Annotated in this window: 16 protein-coding genes; 7 read left to right on the top strand and 9 right to left on the bottom strand. The window is 42.9% G+C overall.

Annotation, left to right across the window (positions count from 1 at the left end):
* Nucleotides 1-7 precede the first annotated feature (7 nt).
* Entirely contained in the window at nt 8-880 is an 873-nt protein-coding gene (locus FN831_RS17775; protein WP_142529534.1) for an inositol oxygenase family protein, read from the top strand.
* A 65-nt stretch (nt 881-945) separates the two neighbouring features.
* Here FN831_RS17775 and FN831_RS17770 read toward each other — a convergent pair whose 3' ends face one another.
* The 4 genes from FN831_RS17770 to FN831_RS17755 form a co-directional block, all read right to left on the bottom strand.
* Complete coding sequence (locus FN831_RS17770; RefSeq protein ID WP_142529533.1) at nt 946-4,143, bottom strand: PAS domain S-box protein; 3,198 nt, start codon at nt 4,141-4,143, stop codon at nt 946-948.
* A 155-nt stretch (nt 4,144-4,298) separates the two neighbouring features.
* A complete protein-coding gene (locus FN831_RS17765; RefSeq protein ID WP_142529532.1) occupies nt 4,299-5,921 on the bottom strand; it encodes a GAF domain-containing sensor histidine kinase in 1,623 nt (540 codons plus the stop codon).
* Between the two features lie 184 nt (nt 5,922-6,105).
* Nucleotides 6,106-6,378 (bottom strand): hypothetical protein, encoded by a 273-nt coding sequence (locus FN831_RS17760; protein ID WP_142529531.1) that lies wholly within the window; start codon nt 6,376-6,378, stop codon nt 6,106-6,108.
* Nucleotides 6,379-6,461: 83 nt separating this feature from the next.
* On the bottom strand, nt 6,462-7,175 hold the full coding sequence (locus tag FN831_RS17755) for a DUF2490 domain-containing protein (protein WP_142529530.1): 714 nt from the start codon (nt 7,173-7,175) through the stop codon (nt 6,462-6,464).
* Nucleotides 7,176-7,288: 113 nt separating this feature from the next.
* On the opposite strand from FN831_RS17755, the gene FN831_RS17750 reads away from it, so the two are divergent.
* Both FN831_RS17750 and FN831_RS17745 read left to right on the top strand, forming a co-directional pair.
* Nucleotides 7,289-8,608, top strand: coding sequence for a PQQ-dependent sugar dehydrogenase (locus FN831_RS17750; protein WP_142529529.1), 1,320 nt, complete (start codon nt 7,289-7,291; stop codon nt 8,606-8,608).
* 375 nt (nt 8,609-8,983) lie between these two features.
* Nucleotides 8,984-9,319 carry a hypothetical protein gene (locus tag FN831_RS17745; protein ID WP_142529528.1) on the top strand — a complete coding sequence of 112 codons (336 nt, stop codon included), beginning with the start codon at nt 8,984-8,986 and terminating at the stop codon, nt 9,317-9,319.
* Between the two features lie 126 nt (nt 9,320-9,445).
* Here FN831_RS17745 and FN831_RS17740 read toward each other — a convergent pair whose 3' ends face one another.
* Together FN831_RS17740 and FN831_RS17735 are read right to left on the bottom strand one after the other, a co-directional pair.
* Nucleotides 9,446-9,919, bottom strand: coding sequence for an OmpA family protein (locus tag FN831_RS17740; protein WP_246101611.1), 474 nt, complete (start codon nt 9,917-9,919; stop codon nt 9,446-9,448).
* A gap of 211 nt (nt 9,920-10,130) precedes the next feature.
* Entirely contained in the window at nt 10,131-10,664 is a 534-nt protein-coding gene (locus FN831_RS17735; RefSeq protein ID WP_142529527.1) for an RNA polymerase sigma factor, read from the bottom strand.
* On the opposite strand from FN831_RS17735, the gene FN831_RS17730 reads away from it, so the two are divergent.
* Nucleotides 10,663-10,884 carry a hypothetical protein gene (locus tag FN831_RS17730; protein ID WP_142529526.1) on the top strand — a complete coding sequence of 74 codons (222 nt, stop codon included), beginning with the start codon at nt 10,663-10,665 and terminating at the stop codon, nt 10,882-10,884. The two genes, FN831_RS17735 and FN831_RS17730, sit on opposite strands and share 2 nt — an antisense overlap.
* Before the next feature lie 138 nt (nt 10,885-11,022).
* On the opposite strand, the gene FN831_RS17725 is transcribed toward FN831_RS17730, so the two are convergent.
* Nucleotides 11,023-11,658: a DNA-3-methyladenine glycosylase family protein gene (locus tag FN831_RS17725; protein WP_142529525.1), complete on the bottom strand. Its 636-nt coding sequence runs from the start codon at nt 11,656-11,658 to the stop codon at nt 11,023-11,025.
* A gap of 157 nt (nt 11,659-11,815) precedes the next feature.
* Nucleotides 11,816-12,574 (bottom strand): SDR family NAD(P)-dependent oxidoreductase, encoded by a 759-nt coding sequence (locus tag FN831_RS17720; protein WP_142529524.1) that lies wholly within the window; start codon nt 12,572-12,574, stop codon nt 11,816-11,818.
* A 196-nt stretch (nt 12,575-12,770) separates the two neighbouring features.
* Between FN831_RS17720 and FN831_RS17715 the strand changes: the two genes are divergently transcribed.
* On the top strand, nt 12,771-12,923 hold the full coding sequence (locus FN831_RS17715; protein ID WP_142529523.1) for a lmo0937 family membrane protein: 153 nt from the start codon (nt 12,771-12,773) through the stop codon (nt 12,921-12,923).
* Between the two features lie 123 nt (nt 12,924-13,046).
* Here the strand turns inward: FN831_RS17715 and FN831_RS17710 are convergent, their stop codons facing one another.
* The gene (locus FN831_RS17710; protein WP_142529522.1) at nt 13,047-14,849 is read right to left on the bottom strand and encodes a glycoside hydrolase family 35 protein; all 1,803 of its coding nucleotides are present in this window, start codon (nt 14,847-14,849) and stop codon (nt 13,047-13,049) included.
* Nucleotides 14,850-15,022: 173 nt separating this feature from the next.
* Between FN831_RS17710 and FN831_RS17705 the strand changes: the two genes are divergently transcribed.
* Nucleotides 15,023-15,652: an RNA polymerase sigma-70 factor gene (locus tag FN831_RS17705; protein ID WP_185960524.1), complete on the top strand. Its 630-nt coding sequence runs from the start codon at nt 15,023-15,025 to the stop codon at nt 15,650-15,652.
* Between the two features lie 59 nt (nt 15,653-15,711).
* Nucleotides 15,712-16,815, top strand: coding sequence for a FecR family protein (locus FN831_RS17700; protein WP_142529520.1), 1,104 nt, complete (start codon nt 15,712-15,714; stop codon nt 16,813-16,815).
* Nucleotides 16,816-16,940: the final 125 nt, after the last annotated feature.

Genomic DNA, 16,940 nt, shown 5'->3' with positions numbered 1-16,940 from the left:
AAAGCGTATGAAAGAGTTAAGCAAACAGGAGATCTCTCCATTGTCTAGCCTGGATGAATGGGAAGACGATGTACTGAAGAGGTATCCTGAACCAGGTACTCCGGCAAAGAGCAAAGATGAATTCAGAAACTATGATAGCCCCGAGATTGAACCGGTACGGGAATTCTATCGTCTTAACCATAAATATCAGACTTACGGCAATGTGCTTGCAAAAAAAGCAAACTTCCTGAAGTTTGATAAAATGGAAATGCCATGGTGGTCGGCGATGGAATACCTGAATACACTGATTGACGACTCAGATCCTGATATTTCCCTGGATCAGCTGCAGCATTTGCTCCAAACAGCAGAAGCAATCCGTGCAGACGGCCATCCCGACTGGTTTGTATTAACCGGTTTTATCCATGACCTCGGTAAGGTCCTGTGCTTATTTGGCGAGCCCCAGTGGAACGTAGTAGGTGATTCATTCCCGGTGGGATGTCAATTTTCTGATAAGATCGTTTACCCGGAATTCTTTGCCGATAATCCGGACAGTACCGACGAGCGTTACAATACTAAGTATGGTGTATATACGCACCAGTGCGGATTAGACAATGTACATATGTCATGGGGCCACGATGAGTACCTGTACCACATTACAAAGGACTATCTTCCTGAAGAAGCCTTATACATGATCAGGTACCACTCGTTCTACTCTCAGCACAGAGAGCACCAGTATGATCACCTGCTCAACGCACACGATCAGGAGATGTTCAAATGGGTAGACAAATTTAATCCCTACGACCTCTATTCCAAGAGCCCCAAACCACCGGTGGTATCCGAACTCAGGCCATATTATGAAGACCTGATCGCTAAATATTTACCGGCAACAGTGAAACTCTGATATGTACCGTTCTCATCATCTTTAGCCAGTCCTGTTATCGCACTTAGATCACAGGACTGGCTTTTTTATTTTTTGAGAACCCATCTTTGAATCACCGATGCAATAGTTTCCTCAACAAAGGGCTTGGTGACTACATCATCCATCCCCGCATCATAGCATCTCTTTTTATCACTTCTTAAACAACTGGCTGTAACAGCAATAATAGGTACATGTCCATCCTGTTCCAGGGCTCTTATCCTGGTGGTGGCTTCGTAGCCATTCATATCAGGCATCTGGATATCCATTAATATCAGGTCGGGCAAGCTGACACTACAGCACGTAAGTGCTTCCCGTCCGTTAAACGCTTCAATCAGCCTGGCATTGGGCACAATGCGTTTCACTACAGTTTTGGTCAGCAGCATATTCACGGGGTTATCTTCTGCGATCAGTATCGTCAGCGGGCTTGTAAAAGTCCCCATCACACCCGCATTTCCCGGCAGTCCCGGCACCTGGATTTCATCGGCATTTCCTGCTTCGGCTTTGAATGCGAGATCAAAATAGAAAAGGCTCCCTTCGCCTGCCTCACTCTCTAAATGAAGCTGGCTGCCCATTAGTCCCAGTAGTTTATTGGAGATGGTTAATCCCAAACCCGTGCCGCCATATCTTTTTGTGACTGAACCATCCTCCTGCGAAAAGGCCTCAAATATCTTTCCCTGTTTATTTTTGCTGATCCCGATCCCGGTATCACGTACGCCAAACCGCAGGGTGGATCTGCCTTTATTTGCTGCCAGCAATTCAATCTTCAGCTCTATTTCTCCATTTTCAGTAAATTTAGACGCATTTCCCAGCAGGTTGATCAGCACCTGCTTTAAACGGACAGCATCAGCCCAGACAAATCGTGGAAGGTGGGGCGAAATGTTCATCAGCATACTTAAGCCCTTTTGCCTGATGGTATGTGTAATAATATCTGTTGCATCCGCAGCTAATTGATAGATATCACACTTTTCTATGTTCAGGTCCATTCTTCCAGCCTCTATTTTTGCAAAGTCGAGGATGTCATTAATAATCGTTAACAGGGATTCTGCCGACTGATTAACGATAGAAAGGTATTGCTGCTGTCTTTCATCAAGCTCTGTTTTCAAAACCAGGTCTGTAAATCCGATAATCCCATTTAACGGCGTCCTGATTTCGTGGCTCATATTTGCCAGAAATTCCGATTTGGCCATATTGGCCTGCTCTGCAATTTCTTTGGCCACCTGCAGTTCCTCCCTTTGTTTTACCGTCGCAGTAACATCTACGCCGATTCCCAGGTAACCAATAATATGGTTTTCTGCATCACGAATGGGTGTTCCCATAAGAGAAACGATACGATGGGTCCGATCCTTGCACACATAAGTAAACTCACGCTGCTCAAAACTCTGGCGTCCCAGTTTCCGGGTAAACACATCAAAGCCATAAACCCGGTCGCGCGGATCATCAGAGAACTCTCTGTCCAGCGCCTCAATTTCTTCCGGCAAATGGAAGATATCAGCCGCCTGCTTACCCAGCACTTCCTGTGCCTTATATCCAAGCAGGCGCTCTGCACCGGTATTGAAAACCGTTACTGCGCCATGAGGGTCAGTAGCAATGATACTTACTTCTGTGGCGGCGTTTAAGATGTCATCCAGCAATTTCCTTGACCGCGTTACTTCGAGCTCTGCGGTTTTTTTATCATTGATATCCTGTATCGTACCAAATATTCTTTTGCAGGTGCCATTTTCAAATTCCGTATGTCCGATAGACCTGATCCATACTTCTTCTCCCCTGGTATTCACAATCTGCAGTTCCAGGTCCCAGGACTTACCATAATTAACCGCCAGTTCAACCGCATTATTCATGATATCCCTGTTGGCGCCCCGGTAAAAATCGATGACATTGCCGGGCATTGCATTGGTATCAATACCGTGCATTTCTTTTGTAACCGCTGTCCAGTATACTTCCTGTGTTTTAAAATCCAGTTCCCATCCGCCAACCCGGGCCACCTCATTGGTTTGCACCAGCATTTCCCTGGTACGCTGCAGGTCGTTGATCAAATGATACCTGTCATCAATATCTGCGGCATTGCAGATGACGTATGGCTCTTCCCCGCCGTTGCCGGAGAGCACATTGTTAAACATCCAGACAAATGAAGATCCATCCTTATGACGGATCACCATCTGTCCTTTCGCTGTACCAGTTTTTTTGATATCAAAAAGGTAATGGCTGATATCAGCACTTCTGCCTTCAGGAACAATATCAAACAAACTGAGGTGACAGATTTCTTCGCGGGTATAGCCAAGCAGGGCAGCCCCCGACTGGTTAAATGACAAAAAGTTTCCGTGAAGATCATGCGTACACATCAAACCCTGTGCATTTTCAAAAAATACACGAAGCTTTTCTTCGCTGGCAGCCAGCCTTTCCTCTTTTAACTTCTCCTCGGTAATATCCCTGCCTATCGCAAAGAGCTGGCCTGTTGCAATTTCGGGGGTAATGGTCCATTGTACGGACTTATAATTTCCGTCTTTGGTTATCAAACGGTGAGTAAACTGGATCGTGCTCTGCCCCATCAAAAGCGTTTCATGCACCTGCCTGCTGCTGCTCAGATCTTCCGGGTGTACAAGATCCATTACTGGTTTACCCAAAAAGAAGCTGGTATCCCATCCAAGGATTTTTGTAAAGGAAGGATTAACTTTTTTGAAGAGGCCCTGGCTGTCGTTGATACAGATGAGGTCGTTTGACAATTTAAAGATCTTCTCAAAATGCCTGAGCTCTTCTTTTTGCCGCCGCTCGGTAATCAGGGCCATAATTTCGCCGGCAAGCAGGACCAGCGACCTGCGTTGTTTTTCGGAAAGGATTTTCGGCTGATAGTCAATAACCGCGAGCGATCCTAGTGCATAACCATCGGGATCTGTGAGCGGGCACCCTGCATAGAACCGGATGTTGGGATCGTTAAGGACCATATCATAATCCTTAAACCGTTCATCCAGAATGGCGTCCCTCACTTCAAAAAGCTCAGTATCCATAATCGTATACTGGCAAAATGAAAGATCCCTGTACGTTTCTTGCGCCGGAAAACCCAATATAGATTTAAACCATTGCCTTTTTTCATCAATAAATGAGATCAGTGCAACCGGACAATCACAAACCAGCGATGCGAGTTCTGTAATGCGGTCAAATTCGTTTTCATTTAATGAATCCAGTATGGCATAGTTGTGCAGGGCGGCTAACCGCTCGTTCTCATTGGCAGGTATTGGAATTTTAGTCACTTCTTTATGGAGAGCTTTAACAGTATAATAGCTAATACAAATTGAAGTTAGAAAAAGTCATCCGGATACCTGCCGTTCAATTCGTTCATTAAAGTCCATGCCGCTCCACATCCATGGATCGCCTGTATGAATAAATATAAATTACAGATTATCTGCTATATATTCCCATTCGCCGCTGAACCGGCCAGAGAAGCAGGAACGGTGAACCAGAAGGTACTCCCCTTGCCAAGTTCGCTGACCGCCCCAATTTGTCCATCATGCTTTTTAATGATCTCCGCACAGATATAAAGGCCCAATCCGAGACCTGTATATTTTGCACCGGAATGGTCACCCCGCCAATACCGGTCAAACAAATGCGGCACCTGATCTGCAGGAATACCCGGACCAAAATCCCTGACAGATATTTTCACCAAATCGCCCTCTCTTGCAACGCCTATATGAATTTCTACAGAGCCGGGAGCATATTTGACAGCATTGTTAACAAAGTTGACCACCACCTGATCAATCCGGTGCTCATCAGCAAATATATCGATATTGGGATCTCCCTCTACGATCAGCTGATGTTTTCCTGACACCCTTACATGGTTACAACAGAGTTCTAACATTTCGGAGATATTAAAGATCGTTTTGTCGAGGAGCAACTGACCTGCCCCGTAACGGTGCATGTTCAGAAGGTCATCTACCAGGTGATTGATTTTCTCCATGCTTTTTATTGCAGAATCAATCAGACGGGGAAAATTTGGATTTGATGGATTTGTCTTGTACCGGTCTAGCAGTTGAAGGTTAGCCTTCAGGATAGTCACCGGAGTTTTAAGCTCATGGCTGGCGACTCCCAAAAATTCAGCTTGCCGCTGTTCCAGATCTTTACGTGCAGTAATATTTTGCGTAACGCCAACCATTCTGGTCACCTCTCCATCCTGATCATATCTTGGTTTGCCTGATGCGCTGATCCAGTGCCTGGAACCATCAGACCATAATATCTCGTATTCTGCCTGGTAAACGCTATTGTTCATAATGGCGGCATTAACCATTTCTTCTACGTTTTCCCTATATTCTGGTAAGATCACATTAAAAAGATCGGAAAAATTGAGTGCCTCATCAGCACCCAGTCCGAAGTTAATTCTAAATTGTGCAGTACCGCTGACCATTCCCGTTCTCATATCTGCATCATACGAGCCCAGTGTAGCCGCTTCCAGCGCAAGATTGAGGCGGTCATTACTTTCCCGCAGCTCCATATTTTTCCGTCTGAGTTCTAATTTGTCGATCACCTGCTTAGCAATGATCACGAGCGCGCTGATCTGCTCCTTGCTTAATTCTCTGGTGTGATGGTCAATTACACAAAGGGTTCCCAGGGAAAAACCATCATCATTTACCAGCGGAACTCCCGCGTAAAAAACAATGTTCGTTTCTCCGGTAACCAGTGGGTTAGCTGCAAAACGTAAATCCTTTGTTGCATCAGGAACCGTCATGATCTCGTCTGACGAAGCAATGGCATGGGCGCAGAAAGAATAGTCCCTTGGTGTTTCTGTTGCCGGCAAGCCCTTGTGTGATTTAAACCATTGCCTGTCGTGATCAACCAGGCTAACCAGCGCAATTGGTGTCTGGCATATGGCAGAGGCCAGTGTAGTCAGGTCATCAAAATCCTTTTCCTCTGCCGTATCTAAAATATGATAAGAATCCAATGCTTCCTGGCGCTCGCTTTCATTAGTCAGGAGGGGATAGCCAGGAAAACTATATTGTTCAGAAGCAGAATAAGCAGTTGATGTAAGATCGGTCATTGATAATCATTAGCGCATCAAAAATACGATTAAGCAATATTAAAACGGCACATTTGCCGCTATTTGACACAGCGCTTTGAGGAATAACTAAAACACGCTAATATGTTTGCATACAGGCATTAAGATATACCAGGCATAAAAATGATTACACTATTCAGAACGGGCAAACATGAGGAAAAATGAACTATAATTCATCCGCTGGCAGTAGTGACGCTTCGATAAACTGCTCAAGTTTTTTACCAATTTTCTTTTCAGCGGGATCAATTGGCAAAAGCGTAAACAGCTCATCTGTGACCTCAATTTCATAGATTGATTTTCCTTTATCCTCTATGGCAATAAGATTCTGATTAATTCCATATCCCAGCGTTTCTTTCGGAAACATCTCTTTAAAGTTGCTCTTTAAAAGGTCATAGAATATTTTAGCAGTAATGTTTTTTGTATTTGTATATGTTTTCATAGGCAAATATTCAACAAGAGCTTTTAAAGTTATGTTTTGTGTTTTCTACTCTCCAAGGTTGTATTTTCTGTTGCAGGGAGTTATTAAAGATTTGTGGTAATCATGAGCTGCATGATATGTGCTGTCCTGTCGCCGGTTTCTTCGCGCTGAAGCCATCTTGTATAACCAAACTCTATATCCATCTTCTTACTTAACCGGTATCCTGCAGAAATATAGGGCCTGTTCTGATCAAGAACACTACCGTTCACATTTTCTCTGTTTTGCACATTCAGAAAGACTTCATCCTGCAAATTGGCGTAAATACCATGCGTAAAATCTTTATCAGCTATGAGCGGTACCTGTGCACTGAGCAGTAAGCGCGCGCGCTGAGAGAACTGATAGCTGTCTTCCTTTACAAAACGCTGTTCCAGCCTGGCCCTGATCATCATTTCAATCCGTTCCAGTTTAAAATTTTGTATATACTGCTGATAAATACGCTGTTCCGGCAGGTATCGTTTACCGCTATCTTCAACTTCCCAGTCGCCCTTATGTGCAAAGCCCAGGGCAACAGCCTGACGTTTATTCAGTTTATAGTTGAATGCTGTACGCAACAACACAGTAGAAAGATAAGCAAGGTGATCTGTACTTCGCAATTGCACATCTGCCAGAATATCAAACTTTTTATTCAGTTTTTGGGTGTGGGAAAGGAAAAACCATGCACCGTTCTGCTGGCCGGATACTGTCAGACAGCAAATGATCAATACAGCTGTTATAGCCGGTGCCAGCTGTAATTTTTTGATGGCCTGGTTTTTATTCATGCAAACACAACCCGCTTATCACAAAAAAGTTCGGTCTTGCGATACGGAACTTCCAAACATTTTTTTGTAGAAACCGTTGATAATGCTGGTTAACTCTTATTAACAACATCATTATGAAAAGACTTTTTATATTATTGGCTGCGGCGCCTTTTATTGTTGCCTGCAGCAACCCGCAGACAAACAAGGGCACAAATACCGATAGCCTGTCTCAGGATTCTGCAACTACGGCGGCATTAAACTTACCCGCCGCCGATACCAATGCTGCAAAAAACAATTTTAGCAAGGTTGTTGGATGGCCTGCCGGCAAAACTCCGGTTGCCCCGGCAGGTTTTACAGTATCGGCTTTTGCAGCCAACATGAAAAGCCCCAGAAGCATTTATGTCGCTCCAAACGGGGATATCTTTGTGGCCCTGTCAAACTCTGAGCGCAATGCAAAAGATGTGGTAGTAAATACGATCAGCGGCAAAGCTAAGTCTGAAGTGGGCGGCGAAAGTGCAAACACGGTATTGCTGTTCAGGGACAAGGATCACGACGGCAAATTTGAAATACGAAGCACTTTCCTATCTGGTCTTAACCAGCCCTATGGAATGCTTGTGATCGCCAATTCATTCTATGTAGCCAATACAGACGGGCTGTTCCAATATCCATACCAGCCGGGAGAAACAAAAATTACCGGTAAAGGCAAAAAGATTGTGACCTTGCCTGCCGGTGGATATAACAATCACTGGACAAGGAACCTGATTGCGAATGCAGACAACTCTAAGATATATATTTCTGTTGGATCGGGAAGTAACGTTGGTGAAAATGGAATGGAAAATGAAGTGCGCCGTGCCAATATCCTGGAAGTGAACCCTGATGGGACAGGCGAGAAAATCTACGCCTCCGGACTGAGGAATCCTGTGGGACTGGATTGGGCGCCGGGCACAAAAGTACTGTGGACAGCCGTTAACGAAAGAGACGGACTGGGCGACGATCTGGTTCCGGATTATATTACCAGCGTTAAACAAGGCGCCTTTTATGGCTGGCCTTATTCTTATTACGGACAGAACGAAGATCCGCGGATGAAAGGAAAAAGCCCGGATCTTGTGAAGTCGGCCATCGCTCCTGATATGCCCGTAGGTTCACACACAGCCTCACTGGGACTGGCTTTTTATACCGGAGATAAATTTCCTGCGAAATATCAGAATGGTGCATTCATTGGCCAGCATGGTTCATGGAACAGATCCATTCTATCGGGTTACAAGGTTGCATTTGTACCTTTTAAAAATGGGAAGCCAGCGGGAAAACTGGAAGATTTTCTGACCGGATTTATCTCTGATGAATCAAAAAGCGAAGTATACGGCCGTCCGGTTGATGTAGCGGTAGCACCTGACGGTTCGATTCTGGTAGCAGATGATGTGAGCAGTACGATCTGGAGAGTTGCTGTGAAATAAATTTAGCATCATATAGTATTAAAGGGGCCCGATTTTTATAAAAAGTCGGGCCCCTCTGTTTTCTGGCACACAACAATGGGGAATAAACAGTAGACAAAGGCAAATATTTCCCCAGTCTTGTCAAAAAAATCTTTAGAAATCCAATTATATTATCAAGTCGTTATTCGACAGCCTTTACACTTATCATCACATAAATACACATATAATAGCAAGTTACAGCCTTAATCTGCAAAATCGGAATCTGATTGTCAGGATTTAATTTCAACGCAATACCAGTAGGGTAATTAATTCCCCGTTTTGTGTAATAATTCAACAATAACACTTGCATTGTCAATAGTTTTGTTTATCATTGTATATAAATAAACAGGTCTCGTAATGGAAAATCACAAATCATTTAAATTCGTATCTGAGTCGGCCCGCGTACAGACTCCTTCAACTCTTAGCAAATTGGTTACTGCAATTCAGGATTTTTTCTCTGTTACACCAGCTTCTTCCAATGAGTTGATACCTGTAAGATCTGTTTACCGGAATGAGATGAACCGTACGACCAGACAGGAAGCACTAATTAACATGCTAAACCATGGTAAACATTATGACCATGCTGACCTGATTTTAAATGAAGCTGAGGAATGGGAACTTGATTATGACCTGTTAAATCCGTCGAAAGTTGCGGTATACGGAAAAAGTGTATGGATAAACGCAGAGGATTAATTACATAAAAATATTGACCGCTTTAAATCAGGTCAGACAAAACTTAGGTTGGTGAGTTTGTATTAAAAAGAAACATCAGGCGCTGAGTGCTTCAGGCCTGATGTTCTTTTTATAGGATCTTAAGTATTATTCCTTGATTTTTTTCAATTCAATTTCTACTCTTCTGTTCTTCTGACGTCCGGCAGCGGTAGCATTGGTAGCAATAGGTACAGTGCTTCCATAAGGAGTAGTGATGATCCTGTTCTCTTGTACCCCTTTAGTCACCAGGTAATTTTTGACACTAATAGCCCGGTTCTCAGATAATACCCAATTGTATTTGTACTTACCTCTGGAATCTGCATGGCCCCTCAGAGAAACTGCATAATTATTGTTTTTAACAGTTTTTGCCAGTTCGTCCAGATTTTTATAATACGCATCACGGATTGAAGGTTTATCAGTATCATATTCCAGGTTTTTGGTGACTGCAGCCAGCGACGCAGCTTTTGATGCTGAAGAATGCGCAGACTTTGGTTTCTTTAACAAAACAGAGGCACTGGTTGCACCAGCTAAAATAAACATCAATAGAAAAGCGAGGAGTTGGGTGGTATTCTTGTGTTTCATATAAATAATTTTATAAAGTTTTTTGGATATAATCCAAACACAACACCCTTATTTTTATATAGTTTGCAGTTAAACCTCAGGGTTTTACGATTATTTAAAAAACTGGGCTCAAGCAAAAACAGCCTTCTTTTACTGAAGGCTGTTTATGATTTTTAACACGTTGACGAATTACAGGCCGTAATTTGATTCCGGCAATATGTCCATCCTGTTACTAATTAATTTTATTGGATTTTTTAAATTCCTGATTGTACATTTTAAGGTTGCTTTTTAACGACTGGCGTGCAACATGGATTCTCGTTTTTACTGTTCCGATCGGAATGTTTAACATATCAGCTATTTCATGATATTTATATCCTTCAAAATATTTGATAAAAGGCGTATAATATTCATAACTTAATTGTGCCAGTGCTTTGTTAACATCATCACTGATGAATTTATTATTAGCCTCATTAAGCGTAGCGCTTTTCATTAACTGCGCAGAATTCACTTCCTCGGTAGTATCAATAATACTGCGCTGTTTAACCGTCCTTCTGTAATCATTGATAAAGGTATTTCTCATTATCGTATACAACCAACCTTTCAAATTCGTTCCTTCCTGATAAAGTTTTGAATAACGGATCGCTTTTAACATGGTCTCCTGTACCAGATCGTCTGCATCATCAATGTTCTGAGTAAAATTCATGGCAAAGTTTTTCAAGGCTGACTTGTGGTCGTTGATTTGATAATTTAAAGAATTGTTAATCATGGCTGGAAGTTTAGGCGTTTATAATATTGTAATTAGATACGCCTTGATTATTCCAACTCTCATACCAAACCAGGAAAAATATTTCCTCAGGACTGGGCTGAAAAATAATATCCGCAGCTTTATCTCTGGAATTTCCTTTAATCCGAAGTCTGTGAATTACGCAAAAAGCACAAGGATCTTGCCCAGGGAATATTATTTTTTACAGAAAGAAATAAAATAATACCAGGGTTGGATTTTATTGAAAATATGAGCTAAAAAAGATTTCCAATAAAATAAACACTCCCAAAGATTGGCATTACAGCTTCCCTGGAATCAACAGTTATAACTGTACTATTTTTGGTACGAAGCGCTTCTCTATTTAAACAACCCTGATGCTCCTGCTGCTGAGGTAAGCGTGCCAGAGGATCATGCAGGCAATTGTGCGATACGGTTTCCACTGCGTTGCAATAGCGGCCATCTCTTCCTTTGTTGTATTGACCGGTAGTGATTTCACCTTCTTCAGGGCATTGACCGCTGCAAGGTCCCCGATGGGGAAGATATCAGCACGCTGCAGCACAAACATCAGATACACATCCACGGTCCAGTTTCCAATACCTTTGAGGCTGGTTAGCTCCTTCCGTATTTCATCGTTTTCTTTTTGCGCCAAAGCTGCCAGATCAATTTGCCCGCTAACGATCGCTTCTGCGAGATACCTCACATAAACTGTTTTTTGCCTGCTGAAGTAACATGCTCTCAGTTCTTCATCAGACAGGAGCAGCAACCTTGCAGGAGTAACCTCCTGTATCTGAGCTTTCAGTTTATGGAGTGCTGCCAGCGCCGAAGCCAGAGAAACCTGTTGCTCCAGTATGATATGAACCAGGCTTTCAAAAGTATTTGGCCGGCTCCACAGCGGCGGATATCCATAACTGAGGATCACGCGATGAAGATCAGCATCCATAGCCGTAAGCCGGTTACAGATTGAATGATAGTCTGCTGCAGTAAATCGTTCCCCCATAGGCCATAAAAGTAAACAATCCAAGCCGTTTGGCAGCCTGGCCTATCAAATTTTGTAATCTGCTCTATATCAACCGCATCAATATCACCACTGAAAAAACAGTGATTACTTTAATGACGAAACTACTCTACAAATTTACATTTATTAATCATTTTGTTTAGCTGTTAAACCCACCTGCAATCACGTGGGTAGTGCCGGTTATATATGTACTGCTGACGGAACCAAAAAATAAAAGCGAATGCGCCACATCTTCGGGATGGACATATCTTCCCAGAGGGATCATTGATTTCATTATTTTTTTCAGTTCGTCTTTGTTGCCCGAGATCAGTACTTCCTCAGGATCGCGCATCATCCTGCCTTCAAAATTAATAGGATCAATGGTATTTACCCGGATATTCCTGTGGGCAACTTCTAAAGAAAGCGTCTGCATCATGCGTACCATCGCGTGTTTGCTTTCTGTATAACGGCCTGTATCTGCCGCGCCCCAGTGACCGGCCGTTGAGGATACCAGGATCACGCTCCCACCGTCGTTCATTTCTGGCAAAACATATTGACAGCCCAGCCAGGCACCGCTAAAATTGACCCATTTGGCATAAGAGAATTCTTGTTCGGAGATCTGTTCAACAGGCCTGATCATACCAATAATGCCCACGCAATGAATAAAGACGTCGATCTTACCAAAAAGCCTTACGGTCTCGTTTACATAGAAACGAGTATCAGCCGTGTTGGTAACGTCGGCAACCACACAGGCCAGGTTTTGATGATTGAGCATTTTCGCTGCCCGCTCCAAAGCTTCCTGGTTACGGTCTGCAAGCATCACCGACGAACCTTTGGCTAAATAAAGTTTTGCAGTAACCAACCCAAGCGCACCCGCCCCACCAGTGATCAGAACAACTTTGTTACCCAGTACTTCCATTGAGATATAATTTAAATGAGCGCAATTAACTTTTCGAAGTAAATGAAAAACCGGCAGTATTAAAATCCCCAAATGTGGTGGCTTCTGGTGCAGCAGGGAAGCTGCAATTTTTATTGTAAAACAAAATGATCTAAAATAGGTTGTTCATTACATCTACAATATTTAAACGAAACAAACTATTTAAAACTTAAACACTATGGGAAATTTACTTTATTTAATCGCAGTTATTCTAGTTATCATTTGGGCAATCAGCTTCCTTGGCGGATTTTACACAGGTGGTATTATCCATGCATTACTGGTTATCGCTGTTATAGCAATTATTCTGAGATTAGTGAGAGGCGCTGCTTAATCCTGGTGAAAAGAAATTTAAACTCCGGCAGTTCAACTACCGGAGTTTTTTTTTGAAAAAATAGAAAAGGGTGACCAGCAAGCCGTCACCCATAAATTTATTTGATTTAGTGTCATAGCTGATTTATTCCAGCGTTTTCACACCAGAGATCCCTGCGGCATCTTTCTGATGCAGATCCATCACAACAACTTCATTATTGCCTTTTTTGAGCCAGTTGGCCGGGCAGTACAGGTGGAACTGAGGACCTACGTTCCAGTATCTTCCCAGGTTATGGCCGTTTACCCAGATCACACCTTTCTTAAATTTGCTCAGGTCCAGATACGTATCTGCAACAGTATTTAAGGCAAAACTCCCTTTAAAAAACACACCATCGTGCAGATCTGTACCAACTGCAGGCTTTAATCCGGCAACAAAACTATCCTCCATTGGCAGGTTAAAAATTTCCCAGTTAAAGAGCGTCATTCCTTCCAGGGCAACGCGGTCAGTAATACCCTTACGGTCTATCATATACTGGGCAAAATTAATATGTCCCATGTTTTCTACCAGGATTTCCAGAACAGGGTCTTTCACATCCGTAACCGGCAGTTTGATTGTCCATTTTCCACCATCCCGGTAAACTGTATCTATCAGCTTACCATTTAATAATACCAAAGCATAATCATGAGGCTCGGTGATGGTGAGCTCCCCGCTCTTGCGCCCGATCAGTTTGCTGCGGTAAACAATAAATCCTTTGTACTGCCCCATGCTCTCCATCGTTTTTACCTGCGGAGATTTCACTGCCTGTGGCAATACGTTCCAGATGCTGGTAAAAGGCTGCATTTGAAACGCAGGCACTACAGTAACGGCCGTTGGTTTAGGTATCTTTGGTAGTTTTTTTCCGGTGTATTTTGCAATGAGATCACGTATGGCATAGTATTTCGCTGTAGGCTCTCCGCGCTCATTCACCGGTGCATCATAGTCGTAACTGGTAATATCCGGCTGGAATTGTACCGGTGTAAAAGCGTTGGCCCCGGCATTAAAACCAAAGTTGGTACCGCCATGGACAACATACAGGTTAAACGAACGTTTGTGCTCCATCAGGTATGTAACTTCCTTCACGATGTTTGCCTTATCAGGTTTCTGGTATTTTTCCTTCCAGTGGGTTAGCCATCCCGGATAAGTCTCGGCACTGAAGGCCGGCACATCAGGGTTCTTTTTAGTGGCCTGTTCAAAATCTGCATCACTGCTGCCACTGTCCAAACCTATTGCGGCACCTTCTACAGTACCCGCTTCCATCATAAAGGGAGTCGGCCCGTCAGCCGTATAGAAAGGCACATCAATTCCATTGTCAACCCATAATTTCTTTAAAGCAGCAAGATAGTCCCGGTCATTTCCGTAACTGCCATATTCGTTTTCTACCTGAACCATAATTACCGGCCCGCCATTAGTGATCAGTAATGGTTTGATCTGTTTAGAGATTTCCCCTACATATTTTGTTACCGCAGCCATGTACCGCGGATCAAGGCATCGCAGCCTGATATCAGGTATGCTGAGCAGATAAGGTGGAAAACCGCCAAAGTCCCATTCCCCACAAACATACGGCCCCGGCCTGAACAGCACCCACATTCCTTCCTCCTGGCAGATACGCACAAATTCTGCAATATCCCTGTTTTCTGACTTCCAGTCAAACACCCCTTCTTTTTCTTCAATATAGTTCCAGAAAACGTAGGCTGCGATGGTATTGCAGCCCATAGCTTTGGCCATCTGTATACGGTGGCGCCAGTACATTTTCGGTATCCTGGCCGGATGCATTTCACCACTGATGATCTGGTAAGGTTTACCGTCCATTATAAAGTCGCTTTTAGCGAAAGAAAAAGAATGTTTTTGCTGGCCTTTGGATATACCTGTGAGCAGAATAAACAAAAGCATGGGAAAGAAGTACTTCATGTTGTGTATTGAGTTGTTTAATAGTTATAGACACATTTTTTAGGCAATTAGCCCACAGCACCTATAGAAAAAGTTTAAACTTAAATATTTTAATGGTCGATATAACTAATTTCGATTTTTTTGCACTACTATTGTTACTTTTTATTAAGTTAGGATCACAATACACCTGCACATTGAAAAATAAAAAGGAGAATTTTTCAGAATTATGGAATCTGGTCAGCATTCATGATGACAAAAAGGCTTTCGAGTCTATTTTTTATCTGTTAAACGAGCCGCTTATTCAGTTTTGCATGATGTATATCCATCAGACCGAGGCGGCTGAAGACATCGTTTCCGAGGTTTTTTTCAAATGCTGGACTAACCGCAGGAGCCTCTCAGAAATTCAAAGCCTTGACACCTACCTGTTTGTTGCAGTCAAAAATCAGTCGCTCAATTATATTAAAAAATTCTCCCATATCCATCTTGTACAGATTGACGACAGCAATGAATTTGAGCTGGTCAATACCTACAACCCACAGGAAGCACTGGAAAACAAAGAATTGATGTTTAAGCTGCAGCAGGCTATCGACATGCTGCCGCAGCAATGCCAGATCATCTTCCGGCTGATCAAAGAAGAAGACTTACGGTATAAAGAGGTTGCCGAAATTTTAAACCTCTCTCCAAAGACCGTAAAAAACCAGCTGTACAGAGCGATGAAAAAACTGAACCTGGTACTTACAGAACACTCAGTTCCTGCATCAAAGTTTAACGAAGCTTTATTGAACCTGCTGTTCCTTTTTTCATTTTTAAAAATATTTCATTAAGCCTGTGGGCCATTTTAGAATTTCCGTTGTCTTTACCATAACCAGGATATAATCCTCATATGGAGAACGAAAGATTTATTCAACTGCTTACTTTAAAAATTGTGAATGAGCTGACAGATGCAGAACGCATTGAGTTAAAAGCTATCATTGACAAAAATCCTCAACTGCGTGACAGAAAGGATATTTTAACGCAGTTCTGGAATAAAAAGAGAGTATCATCAAGAGACAATATGGCGATGTTTAATAAACTGCTGGCACAGATTGAGGCTGATGAACTGACAAAGGAATTGCGGCCGCAGCAAGATAGCAGCAGCCCGGTAAAGCTCCGCAGGCCATATTTAAAATACTGGTATAGTGCAGCTGCATTCCTGCTGATCTCATCTCTTGCTTTTGCCTTTTACCATCAGTTTAATTTTAACAATCAGACACTGTCTGTACAATGGCTGCAGAAAAAAACCAGGCCAACATTCAGGGAAACAATCAAACTGGCCGACGGGACCATAGTTACCTTAAACTCCGCCAGCACATTAAAATATCCCAGGCACTTTAGCGGCCAGACACGTGAAGTATATCTGAACGGTGAAGCTTATTTTGATGTACATAAAGACCACCACCATCCCTTTATTATCCATGCCAACAAGATGAACGTAAAGGTTTTAGGCACAGCCTTCAACGTTAAGTCTTATCTCAACGAGCCCCTGAGCGAAACCACACTGATCCGCGGATCTGTTGAAGTTACCCTCAATGACAGGCCCTCAGACCGCATTATCCTCAAGCCCAGTGAAAAGCTAATTGTAAGGAACAATGGCAGCGCAGTCAAACATCCGGAACAGGAGCCCGGAAATCTGCCACAAAAAAGTATCAGTGAGCCTTCAAATTACGCGCTTACCAGTTTAACACACTACCCCAACAACGACAGGACCATCGTAGAAACCTCGTGGGTACAAAACAAACTGGTATTCAGCGATAAAAATTTTGAAGAACTATCCGCCCAACTGGAAAGATGGTACGGCATATCCTTCGTTTTTGTAAATGACCAGATGAAAATAGAAAGGTTCTCGGGAATTTTTGAGAAAGAAAGCCTGTCAGAAGCACTCGACGCACTGAAAATTGTAGCACCCTTCAAATACAGAATAACCAAATCCAAAGTATATATCTATTAAAAAATCAACAAACCGAAAACTAACCAATTTGCCTATGACAAGAGAAAACATTACTTAAAAAAGGCGGGATTCCCTTTAGAGTCATACCCGCCCTAGATGTATCAAAAGCTATTCTGCCGAAGTCT

It is taken from the genome of Pedobacter westerhofensis, assembly GCF_900182595.1.
GTDB lineage: Bacteria > Bacteroidota > Bacteroidia > Sphingobacteriales > Sphingobacteriaceae > Pedobacter > Pedobacter westerhofensis.
Note: the sequence above shows the minus strand (reverse complement) of the source record. Positions and strands in the feature narration are given on the sequence as shown.